The 11,437-nt window shown below is 45.8% G+C and carries 11 protein-coding genes and 2 pseudogenes; 8 read left to right on the top strand and 5 right to left on the bottom strand.

The features are described from left to right. Positions 1–106: 106 nt before the first annotated feature. Positions 107–1,006, bottom strand: a complete 900-nt coding sequence (locus RMO52_RS23995) for a bile acid:sodium symporter family protein (protein ID WP_310419406.1) — start codon at positions 1,004–1,006, stop codon at positions 107–109. A 501-nt stretch (positions 1,007–1,507) separates the two neighbouring features. Here RMO52_RS23995 and RMO52_RS23990 point away from each other — a divergent pair. Beyond that, a complete protein-coding gene (locus RMO52_RS23990) occupies positions 1,508–2,410 on the top strand; it encodes an AraC family transcriptional regulator (RefSeq protein WP_309740172.1) in 903 nt (300 codons plus the stop codon). A 44-nt stretch (positions 2,411–2,454) separates the two neighbouring features. On the opposite strand, the pseudogene RMO52_RS24920 reads toward RMO52_RS23990, so the two are convergent. Continuing rightward, a pseudogene (locus tag RMO52_RS24920) lies at positions 2,455–2,611 on the bottom strand (nuclear transport factor 2 family protein); the annotation flags it as partial. A 58-nt stretch (positions 2,612–2,669) separates the two neighbouring features. On the opposite strand from RMO52_RS24920, the gene RMO52_RS23985 reads away from it, so the two are divergent. The 6 genes from RMO52_RS23985 to RMO52_RS23960 all read left to right on the top strand — a co-directional run bounded on the left by RMO52_RS23985 (position 2,670) and on the right by RMO52_RS23960 (position 8,808). After that, on the top strand, positions 2,670–3,131 hold the full coding sequence (locus RMO52_RS23985; RefSeq protein WP_310419403.1) for a nuclear transport factor 2 family protein: 462 nt from the start codon (positions 2,670–2,672) through the stop codon (positions 3,129–3,131). A 12-nt stretch (positions 3,132–3,143) separates the two neighbouring features. Continuing rightward, the gene (locus RMO52_RS23980) at positions 3,144–4,025 is read left to right on the top strand and encodes an NAD(P)H-binding protein (RefSeq protein ID WP_309740175.1); all 882 of its coding nucleotides are present in this window, start codon (positions 3,144–3,146) and stop codon (positions 4,023–4,025) included. A 144-nt stretch (positions 4,026–4,169) separates the two neighbouring features. Then, on the top strand, positions 4,170–5,087 hold the full coding sequence (locus RMO52_RS23975) for an AraC family transcriptional regulator (protein WP_310419400.1): 918 nt from the start codon (positions 4,170–4,172) through the stop codon (positions 5,085–5,087). A gap of 393 nt (positions 5,088–5,480) precedes the next feature. Beyond that, the gene (locus tag RMO52_RS23970; RefSeq protein ID WP_310419397.1) at positions 5,481–6,743 is read left to right on the top strand and encodes an MFS transporter; all 1,263 of its coding nucleotides are present in this window, start codon (positions 5,481–5,483) and stop codon (positions 6,741–6,743) included. Positions 6,744–6,833: 90 nt separating this feature from the next. Next, positions 6,834–7,829, top strand: a complete 996-nt coding sequence (locus RMO52_RS23965; protein ID WP_396135097.1) for an aldo/keto reductase — start codon at positions 6,834–6,836, stop codon at positions 7,827–7,829. A 34-nt stretch (positions 7,830–7,863) separates the two neighbouring features. Then, complete coding sequence (locus RMO52_RS23960) at positions 7,864–8,808, top strand: NADP-dependent oxidoreductase (protein ID WP_310419391.1); 945 nt, start codon at positions 7,864–7,866, stop codon at positions 8,806–8,808. Between the two features lie 79 nt (positions 8,809–8,887). Here the strand turns inward: RMO52_RS23960 and RMO52_RS23955 are convergent, their stop codons facing one another. Continuing rightward, the gene (locus RMO52_RS23955; RefSeq protein ID WP_310419387.1) at positions 8,888–9,820 is read right to left on the bottom strand and encodes an AraC family transcriptional regulator; all 933 of its coding nucleotides are present in this window, start codon (positions 9,818–9,820) and stop codon (positions 8,888–8,890) included. Positions 9,821–10,129: 309 nt separating this feature from the next. On the opposite strand from RMO52_RS23955, the gene RMO52_RS23950 reads away from it, so the two are divergent. Then, the gene (locus tag RMO52_RS23950) at positions 10,130–10,756 is read left to right on the top strand and encodes an NAD(P)H-dependent oxidoreductase (protein WP_310419384.1); all 627 of its coding nucleotides are present in this window, start codon (positions 10,130–10,132) and stop codon (positions 10,754–10,756) included. A gap of 58 nt (positions 10,757–10,814) precedes the next feature. Here RMO52_RS23950 and RMO52_RS23945 read toward each other — a convergent pair. Together RMO52_RS23945 and RMO52_RS23940 are read right to left on the bottom strand one after the other, a co-directional pair. Continuing rightward, a pseudogene (locus RMO52_RS23945) lies at positions 10,815–11,144 on the bottom strand (serine hydrolase); the annotation flags it as partial. Positions 11,145–11,250: 106 nt separating this feature from the next. Continuing rightward, complete coding sequence (locus tag RMO52_RS23940) at positions 11,251–11,406, bottom strand: hypothetical protein (RefSeq protein ID WP_310419378.1); 156 nt, start codon at positions 11,404–11,406, stop codon at positions 11,251–11,253. Positions 11,407–11,437: the final 31 nt, after the last annotated feature.

Raw genomic sequence — 11,437 nt, 5'->3', positions numbered from 1 at the left:
GGTTTTCTTAGAGAGTGAGAATAGTTAGAACCATTTGCTATCTAGTATTTTAAGCATAGGATTTAGCTAATCATCTTTCTAGAAGCCAATGCCAAGTTCGAGAAGACTAACCGAGATCGGAAGATGGAATGTCACCCGAATGACTATGACTAGTCAAACTTTTGCCATAAGCAATGACAGCAAATCCAGTCAGATACATAAACAAGCTATAAATAGCCGCAGGAATCGCCATTTCTGCATCTTTTAAGATTCCAGCAGTAATCGCGATCGCAAGCGTCCCATTTTGAATCCCGACTTCGATCGCGATACAAATTTGTTGGGCAATATTGAGATTGAGCATTTTACTAATCGCATATCCGGCTGCCATACCAAGGATATTTAGTAACATTACACCCATGCCAGCCTGCACGATAAAACCAGGTAATTTACTCCATTCTTTGGCAACTAGGAGGATAATAATGAGTACTAAAAAGCCAACCGCTAATTTATTAGTAACCTTCTCTAACCGTCGCGCAATTTTAGGGAATTGATGCTGGATATACATCCCTAACGCGATCGGAATCACTGTAATTACAAAGATTTGTCCCATCGTTGCCCCAATCGGTAAGGAGACGATTGCATTTGTGCCGAGAAAAGAATTCACCGCCAGACTGGCAAATAGGGGAATTGTAAAGATCGTAATCATACTGCTAAACACCGTCAGGGTGACAGCCAATGCCACATCCCCACCAGCTAAATAGGTAATCATGTTCGATGATGGGCCGCACGGACACAGCGCGAGAATAATTAACCCTACTGCGATTGCTGGTGGCATCGGAATAACTTTGACGATCGCTAAGGCAATAATTGGTAAGATAACCAACTGACCGATTAATCCGATCGTTACAGCTTTTGGATATTTAAAAATCCGCAAAAAATCATCACTTTTGAGTGATAATCCCAGCCCCAGCATAATTATTGCCAAGGCGATCGGTAAAACTAGCGTTGTCAGAATACTGTCTTGCATTTATGGTCGTTTTATCTAAATAACATTATTAGTGGAGTCTAAGTTTGACGAGTGTTGCTAAAATCAGATCTATCCACAATCAGATTAAATTGCGATCCAATTTTATCGCTACTAAACATCCCACCGTTGGCTAATAAATCGCCATTTAAATAAGTGTTTTGATAGCAGAACCGATAATCCGATCGTCGCCAGTACACCTACTGAGGGCAAGTGCCTAGAATAATTGCCATACTTAGATCGAGCTTCCACATATTACCTGGAGTATACAAGTCTCTGGTAACTGGCTTGTTGCAGATTCTTACGAAAATCTATCAGATTCTTACGATTTAGAAAATTTGGCTTGAAGATCGCGTAAGCGCGGGAGCCAACGCAGAGCGTCTACTTGGGAAAATTACACCTGATGTTTTGTAGATAAAATAACCCAACGCTTTAAATTCCTCACAGCGATCGGCGTTAAGATCGTCATCAGATATCTTCAATGAGTCAGATAAGCCACAGCCGATGACCAGCAAATTACTGAGCGCAATCGAACTCCAGCAACGCTTGAATAAATCGCTAGTATCCTCTAGTCAATCACTCAGCTGGAGTGGCGTTTTAGTCCAACAATATCAGTATCCAAGTTCTGCCACCGTCTGTGAGATGGATGTTCCGGCTTTATCGGAGCATTGGCTCAACTTACGGCTAGGACATCCGGCTCACTTGACTCAGAAGAGTGACGGTCGCCTACATGAGTCACTCGTTCACAGGGGTCACAGCATCTTTACTCCGGCTGGACAACCAAGCTACTGGCGGGGTGAGGCAAGCGATACCGACGAGACAATGCTACACATTCACTTGAATCCAGCACTGGTGCGGCAAGTTGCTCAAGCTGCTGAAATCGATTCGATCGATCTTGTCAACTGTTTCTCTAAGCCCGATCTACGCCTCCATCAGATTGCGATGCTGCTGTTATCCGAACTCAAGTCGGATGGCATCATGGGTCGGTTATATGTGGAATCCTTAACCCAGATACTTGTCATTCATCTGCTCCGCAACTATTCCAGCTCTGTGCCGAATATTGCGCCCCAGCACAATGGTTTAACTGCCATCCAGTTACGACAAACGATCGATTATATTCAGGCTCATTTAGACCAAAGCTTATCACTGGCTGAAATTGCCGAATCTATTAACATCAGCCCGACTTACTTTTCCACTTTGTTCAAACGCGCTACGGGGAATTCGCCACATCAGTATGTGATTCAACAGCGGGTCAAACGGGCGCAAGTACTGTTGAAGACTACGGATTTAGCGATCGCGAGTATCGCTTTCCAAGTCGGCTTTTCTAGTCAGAGTCATTTAACGCAACATTTTAAGCGGCTCACTGGAAGTACGCCAAAACAGGTTTCTAAGAGCGTAAGAATCTGATAAATCGGATTAGGAACCTGATAGAAATTACATGCAAGAACTTTCTACACTGATGGGAGTGGACAGACTTCCATTGCTTTAATCAAGCCTTGCTCGATGGTGAAACGGTAGCCAAACATGCTCATCGGTAAGCACTGCTCCAGCTAGGTCGCGCACAACTTGATGCACCTCAACCAAGATCTGCCCAGCATCCTCTGGGTGACAGAAAGTTTCCGTCTATTCCCTGAAAAACAGTAACTCAAATTAACTAACAACAGCTATGGAATACAATTCGATCGATCGCCTCCGGCAGGTCGAAAACCAACGAATTTTTGCAGCTCATTTGGCATTAATCGGCACAGATGTTGATGCTTGGTCTGACCTCCTAGCTGAAGATGCCGTCGTCGAATTTCCCTATGCTACCGCGCTAGGTGCGCCGACTCGATTTGAAGGCAAACCCGCGATTTACAACCACATGAAGAACGCAACCGCACAATTACAAAACTGGGTCTTTACAGATATTCGTGAATATCAAACACCGATTCCAACTGTTCTACTTGCTGAATTTCATGGAGAAGCTGTATTTGTAGCGACGGGTCAAACTTATCAGCAAGACTATGTGGCGCGGCTAGAAACCAAGGATGGCAAGATTATTCACTACCGCGAATATTGGAATCCGGCTCCGATTCTCGAACTAATGGGCAGCAGCCCAACTGCTTTCTCATCGAAGCCAAATTCATAACAGAGGATAAATATGAAAATTGTAATTGCAGCCGCATCGGGCAACATTGGTCGCCGTACCGCCGAAAAAGTCATTCAGTCTGGAGCCGAAACGGTTCTCCTAGCACGCAATCCAGAGAAGCTAGCAGATCTCGTTGCTAAAGGTGCGATCGTTCACCCGATTAGCAGTGACGATGCTCAAGGATTAATAGAGGTAACGCAACAAGCAGATGCGTTGTTTTGGTTGACACCACCGAAGCTGGATGTGCCGAATATGAGAGATTGGTATCTGCAAACGGCACAGGCAGGAGCGAACGCTGTACGTGCTAATAACATTCCGCGCGTCGTGAACATTTCTAGCATTGGTGCGGGTGCAAAACCAAACCTGGGCACAGTCTCATTTAGTGGCGATGTTGAATCGATCTTCAATCAAACTGGAGCTAATGTCGTCCATCTACGTCCTGGCTATTTTATGGAAAATTTCCTGATGCAAGTTGAAACGATCGATTGCGATCGCATAGTACGGTTTCCTTATCCAATCGACCACGATCTTCCGTGGATTAGCACTGATGATATCGGGGATGTGGCTGCACGATATCTACTAGATCGACATTGGGCAGGTCAATGGACGCGAAATTTGATGGGGCCTGAAAATCTCACATTACTGGAAACATGTGCAATACTGTCACAAGTGCGGGGCTATCCGGTCAAATTCGAGGGAGTCAGTATTGAATCACTCCAGCAGCAATTTGCCGCAATGGGTGCGACTGCCGATGTTCAGCGTGAAATGGGCGATCTGTTCCATGCGCTGGGCGATCCCGACGGGGTTTATGCCACAGCCCGCACCGTAGAAACAACCACCTCAACTACCTTCGAGCAGTTTGTCAAGCACAAGCTACTTCCGCATTTCCACTAAGCAAAAAAGCGTTGGTCAAAGACCAACGATCGACAATTTGATTCTAAAACATCGAATTGTCGCGATCTGGTTATCCAGCGAAGTCACTTTTGTCCGATCGCTCTAGATACAAACAATCTGACGGTTAAATTCACATCAATCCGAATGAGTGATGCGATTAAAACATACGATTCGATGTCCGAACTTTATGCTTCCTTTGGCGGTAAGCTAGAGCAAGACGTTGGCTTTACGATTCATCGGAATGAGGAACTATTTCCAAACTTTCCAGTTAAGTCGCCACTATTTCGGACGCGCTTCTACACAGTTTTAATTCTGAGTGAAGGGCGAGGTCGCTACCTCATTGACGATCGATCCTATGTGACGCGCGGCAACATTATTTATTTTACCAATCCAGGACATCTAAAAGGATTTGAGGTTGATGAAACATTAAAAGGCTATCTCATCACCTTCTCAGAATCATTCCTGAAGCAATATGTTCGTGATGATATTTTGGATGAATTTCCATTTCTAATTGCTGAAGTTGTGCCACCGAACTATCCCGATCGCGAAGTCTTTCAAATCTTTGATAACTTGGGCGGTATGTTGTTGCAAGAATATCAGTCGGATTCTGTTTATAAGCATCAAACGATCGGCTGTTTAATGGTGGTGTTGCTACTCAAAATTAAAGAGCGATTTTGGAAGGCATACGATCCACTCACTGAAGCTGTAACCAGTTCTAACATCACACTGACATTTCAGCGCAATTTAGAAGCGCACTTTCGCGATTTACTGACTGGCAAATGCGATCGCCTGTTGCAAGTGCAGGACTACGCCCAGGCACAGTATTTACATCCCAACTATTTCAGCACTGTTATCAAATACAAAACGGGTAAATCGGTTAATAGTTGGATTGCCGAAAAGACGATCGCCGAGGCAAAAGCCATGTTGGCTCGATCGTCACAATCAGTCCAGGAAATTGCTGCTCGGTTGGGATTTAAGGACGCAGGACACTTCTCCCGCTTCTTCAAAAAACACACCGAACTGTCGCCATTGAGCTTTCGACAAAGAATTACCTCCGAATGAATTCGGGGCTAATGTTGCGAAGTCCGCCTACGCGGACTGAAATATTAGTCCGCGTAGCGAAAAGTGCGGTCTTGGGGAAACCCCAAGTAGAGCACCTTTTCAAGACAGGCGGACTTTGCATCACAAGCGGCGGTTTTAACCGCTGTGAGTATAATAGGTAGCAACTTGGGTTAGAGCTAATTGTTTTCGATTGCGACCCTTGATTTTGCTCAAACTTAGAAATAGGCAAGTCTGTCGAGAAAATATCCATGCCCTTTGTCGATCGAGTTTGGCCTAATGGAGATTAAGGAAACGCAACGCAGTGAACGCGATTACCTCGCGGCGCGGCTACGCCAACGCTAAAAAGTCTCTGCACAGCCAACCCGATCGACAACCGACATTGGAGAGTAGGACATGAATATGAAGCGATTAGCACGCAGCTCCGCTCCGTCGCAACCGCCGCATCGGCTGCATCCATTCATTCTGTTTGCGGCATTTCTCAGCACGTTTTATATCGGACTCATTGGCCCGATCTTGCCAGCTTTAGTCGAGCAGTATGGTGGCAATGCCTTGACCATCGGGCTGCTGTTTTCGAGCTATTCTTTCGCACAATTTCTCAGTGCGCCCATTCTGGGAGCGATTAGCGATCGCTATGGGCGACGAATGGTGATGCTGGTGAGTCTGTGTGGCGCAATCCTCGGCTTTGCGATGTTTGCGATCGGTGGAGCATTGTGGGTCTTGTTTGTAGGCTGGATGCTTGTAGGCGTGTGTGAGTGTTGGATTGGCACCGCTTTTTCCTATGTAGCAGATACCACCCAACCGAGCGAGCGCACTCGCTACTTTGCTTTTCTGACGGCGGCAATTGGTTCGGGGTTTATTGTTGGCCCAGCCACGAGTGGTTTTGTCTCCCGGATTAGCCCGGTTGCGCCGCTGTATGTGTTAATCGGGCTGCTCGTGTTTGCGGTGATCTGGGGCTACTTCTCGATGCCAGAAAGTTTGCCACACGCGCAGCGATCGACGGAACTGCCGCTGAGTCAACTAAATCCACTGACTCAAACCCGCGACATCTTACAATTTCCGCAAATCCGATTGCTACTGCTGAGTTATCTGCTGTTCTGGTCGATCGTGATTCTGCCTTCGTCTAACTTGCCGAGCTTGGTTGCCGATCGACTCAATTGGACTCCAGAGCAAATTTCTCCTTTATTGGTATCTTTTGGGGTCACTGTTGTCTTAATGCAGCTTATCGTCCTACCGCTGTTACTGCGACGTTTTCAAGAAATTCATCTGGCAATTGTGGGTGGATCGATCGCCGGATTTGGCTTCTTTCTCATCGGTCTATTCCCAATTACAGGTACTGTGCAACTGCTGTATGGCGGAATGGCGATCTATAGCTTGGGACAACCGCTCGTCCAGACCTGCCTCACCGGAGCGATGTCCAAAAGTATGGGCGCAGATGTTCAAGGGCGGGTGCAGGGCAGTATTGCGGCAGTGATGGCACTAGCGCAAGTAATCGGGCCGCTGTGGGCAGGTTGGCTATATGAAGCCGTGAGTCCAACCGCTCCCTATTGGTCGGGTGCGGTTCAGGTACTGGTTGCTGTTGCGGTGATGCTGATCGCCATGCCAGCACTCCAGCGTTTGAATCGGGAAATGAATGCCGAACAAAATGAATATCAATAGATGACCTCATTAATTAACCTAAATTGCTGTCTGTAACCCAATTCTCAATTCTCAATTCTCAATTCTCAATTAATTTAAAGGGGTAAGATGATGAAATATCGCCAACTGGGAAAGACAGACGCGCAAGTCTCGGCATTGGGATTGGGCTGCATGGGCATGTCCGACTTCTATGGCGACAGCCATAGCGATGATGCTGAAAGTATCGCGACGATTCGAGCCGCGATCGACATCGGGATTAACTTTCTCGACACAGGCGACTTTTATGGCATGGGTCACAACGAGTTGCTGATTCGCGAAGCGATTAAAGGGATTCCCCGTGATAAAGTATTTATTGCCGTGAAGTTCGGGGCACTGCGCGACCACAAAGGTGGCTTTAACGGTGAAGATAGCCGTCCGGTTGCCGTGCAAAACTTTTTAGCTTATAGCTTGCAGCGGTTGGGGGTGGACTACATCGATCTGTACTATCCCGCACGAGTCGATCTGCATGTGCCGATCGAGGATACGGTTGGTGCGATCGCCGACCTGATTCAAGACGGCAAAGTGCGCTATGCCGGACTCTCAGAAGCGAGTGCCGATACCCTGCGACGTGCGGCTCAGGTGCATCCGATCGCCATGCTGCAAACAGAATACAGTCTCTGGACGCGAGAGCCGGAAACCGATCTGTTGCCCGCGTGTCGAGAATTGGGCACGAGTTTAGTTGCTTACTCACCCCTGGGACGCGGATTTTTGACGGGAGCCTTTCAATCTCCCGATAACTTTCCACCAGACGATTGGCGGCGGCACAGTCCCCGCTTTCAAGGCGAGAATTTTTATCGCAATTTAAAACTGGTCGAAAAAATCGGGGAAATTGCGACCCAAAAGCAGTGTACGCCTGCCCAACTTGCCCTCGCTTGGCTGTTGGCAAAAGGTGAAGACATCATCCCCATTCCTGGCATGAAACGTCAAGTACGACTGCATGAAAATGTGGGAGCCTTAGACATTGTGTTAACTGCTGCCGAACTTCAACAGATTGAAGCAGTTGTCCCGATCGGTGCTGCTGCCGGAAATAGCTATCCTGAAGCGGTGATGAACTCACTAAATCGTTAGTTTCATCTATTTGAACGGAACACTGGAGAACAAAATGAAAGCAATCGTAATTAACGCATACGGTAATGAAGACGTTGTAAATTATGTCGATGTCGAACGCCCAGAGCCGAAAGCGGATGAAGTGCTGGTAAAAGTTCGTGTCGCGGGGGTCAATCCGTTCGCGAAGCGTAGGCTTTGCCTAATCGACTGGAAGATCCGCAACGGTGCAGGCGAAAGGTTAGGGCTGAAACTTCCCATTTTTCTCGGTGGGGAGATTGCTGGAACGATCGAAAAGATTGGCAGTGATATCAGAGATTTTAAGGAGGGCGATGCGGTTTACGGGATAGTCACCTCTGGCGGTTACGCCGAATACGCGATCGCCAAAATCGGAGAAATAGCACCCAAACCCCAAAGTCTCGATTTCGAGAATGCGGCGGCAATTCCGCTCGGTGCGCTGACTGCATGGCAAGCGATGTTTGACTTGGCGAATCTGAGCAGTGGGCAGACAATTTTGATAACCGCTGCTTCCGGCGGAGTCGGTTCGCTAGCCGTTCAAATTGCTAAAGCCAAAGGCGCATTTGTCATCGGCATGGCTTCGGGTCGCAATGAAGCATTTGTCAGAGATTTAGGCGCGGATAAGTTCGTCGATTACACCAAGCAAAACTTTGAAGAAGTCGTTAAAGACGTTGATGTCGTCTTCGATACGGTCGGCGGCGGCACTTTTGAAAAAGCGTTCCAAACTTTGAAACCAGGTGGATTCCTAGTTACGGCAGTACAGTTTCCGTCCGCAGAAACAGCGCGGGAATTTGGTGTCCATGCCGCGCGGGTCTACTGCAAACCCAACGTGGAACAATTAACCGCGATCGGCAAATTGGTTGACGAAGGCAAATTAACAGCGCATGTTTCAACCGTTTTGCCACTTGCGGAAGTGAAAAAGGCACTCCAACTTTCCGAAAGCGGTCGCACGCGCGGCAAAATTGTTTTGCAAATTGGAATATAGTTTTGAAACAAAAGGCACTTTTCAATGAAAAATGGCTAAAGCAAAAGGGTGCTTATCACCCTTTCGCTCATAATAGTTTTCACGATCTTCTGATTTTAGCAATCTGTTTTGGAGTCATCCCAGTAGCTCTTTTAATGTGGTGAGTGAGATGGCTCTGGCTAGAGAAACCAACTCGTGAAGCAATTTCACTAATTCTCAAATCTGTTTTTTGAAGGAGGACTATCGCTCGATCTACTCGTTGCTGAATCACATATTGATGTGGTGAAATGCCAGTCTTTTGTTTAAACAAACTAGCGAAGTAATTCGGACTGATGTTAATATTCTCGGCAATTTGAATTAGTGATAAGTCTCCACCAAGACGATCTTGGATGTAATCGATCGCTTGCTGTAACTGCATATTGGTTAAACTTTGATGTTGAGGTTTGATTTCTCGATCGATCGTTGAATAATTTCGCAATAGATAAATTACAAACGCCTGAGTTAATGATTCTCGGTACAACTCTCCCATCAATCCCCCAGTTTCTACCTCCGCAGCAAGTAACATCGCAATGTTGTGGAGTGGTAAGTCATGATTGCCAAAACAGTTGACTAACTCAACTTGCCCCTGCCCAAACTCAAGTTTTTCGGCAACATGGGTCATCAATCTTGATTGCAACTGAATATGCAGCATTGGCTGATAGTCAAAATCATCACTTACACGACCTTCTATGTGCCAGTAACTCGATCTTCCAGCGGGGAAACAGATAATATCACCCTTTTGGACTGTCGATTCATGTAGAGTATCATCACGCTTTTGGGTCAAGTGGGCAGGTTTTCCCAGCGGTAAAGTGAGCCAATGATCTGGAAGAGCCGGAACTTCAAGTTCACCTGGTTCTTCAGAATGTCGGTAATGTTCGACTAATATTCCCTTCCAGCCCATTTGCCGACTAGATGAAACTAGGGCTTCACTCAACTGTTCATCGATTTCGACCAGACTAATCGGGCTGCCCATTGTTGATTCTATTTCAGGCATCCTAATCGACAGCTTGCACAATTTGATAAATCTTACCTTAACAGAATAAGCCCTAAGTTGAATATTTTTAATGGTTTTTCAAACAAATATAAAATAAGTACGCAGGGTTAGTAATCTAGTTTTAACTATCAACCTAAAATCATAAGAATCTGATAAATGTTCGTAAGAATCTGATAAAAATATTGTTGCCGATCGTGTAATGTATTGAATGCTAAGCTCAAAACAATACTATAGAATTCTAAAAGCATAGCTTTTTGATATCCACAAACTTAATAAACTAACGCATCAGATTGTGTAAAGACATTCATCATGACTAATCTTCTTCAGATCGATACTAGTAAACGTACTGGTAGATCGATCTCGCGTCTACTTGCCAAAGAATTTGTCGAGCAGTGGATCGCCAGCAATCCTGACAGTATAGTCACCTATCGCGATATCAGTCAGTTTCCCATTTCTCATATTACGGCAGAATGGATGGATGCAGAAGCTTCATCATCATCAGATAGATCGATACTCGATAGCATCAGTGAACTATTTTCATCTAAGGAATTAGTAGATGAACTCCTTTTAAACGATCGATATTTAATCTCCTTACCTATTCTTAACTTTATTGTCCCGTCCACTTTAAAAACTTATATCGACCTGATTGCGAGAACCAATCTTGCTGTTACAGAAAATAAACATGACTCTCAAGGACTGTTGCACGGTAAAAAATTGCTAGCCATTGCTAATCAAATAAATAACTATCCACGTAATAAAAATCAAGATGAGGTGATAAAAAAATTTGAATCTTATTTTAGGTATATCTTTGAGTATATTGGAGTGACTGATATTAATTTTATTTATGCTTATAATCAAAGTGAAGCTAACTTAGATCGCGATCTAGCGATTGCCAATGCTAGGATATCCATCAATAATTTCATATCTGATTGGTGAAATTGGAAAGAAGAATCAAGATAACGCGCATATTACTAAGGCACAACCGAAGCACTTATTAGCCCAGCCAATCGACGACGATTCGAGCTGCCAATGCAATAACGTCATTACGCGCCTTGGCATCTTTCTCACCTTGAGTAGTATAAATGGCAACGACAATGGGCGCACGTCGAGGCGGCCACAGCAAGCCAATATCATTGGCGGTACCATAGTCGCCAGTACCCGTCTTATCGCCGACCTGCCAATCGGCGGGAACACCAGCACGAATGCGTGCCGCCCCAGTCGTATTACCCTGTAACCAAACTCGTAATTGCAACTGGAGACGCGCCAGCGTCTGTTCGAGTTTTACGAACTGTGCCTGAGCCGAAACAGTAGCATTTCCCTGAGTAGCCCACGATGTCCAAACAGCCGCGATTATCTCCGATAGGCTACGCCAACGGCACAGATACACCAGCCAGCAACAATCTCCGACGATTTCGAGAATGATTCATCATTTAGTTTATCGAGCCTCGTTTTGCATACCAAGCGTGCATCAGCAGATTCTGGAAGAACAGCACGGGTGCATCGAATCTGCCTGCCGTAATAATTGACTTATCGTAAGATAAAGCGTGTTCCCAATCGAAGGCAACCGCTAATTCTTGGTTTGTCACGATCGAAGCCACCGTTTATGCTCAGGTTAAT

The sequence above is a fragment of the Chamaesiphon sp. OTE_8_metabat_110 genome (genome assembly GCF_031382685.1).
Lineage (GTDB): Bacteria > Cyanobacteriota > Cyanobacteriia > Cyanobacteriales > Chamaesiphonaceae > Chamaesiphon.
The sequence above is the reverse complement of the archived record's forward strand: the minus strand, read 5'-3'. Positions and strand labels throughout refer to the sequence as shown.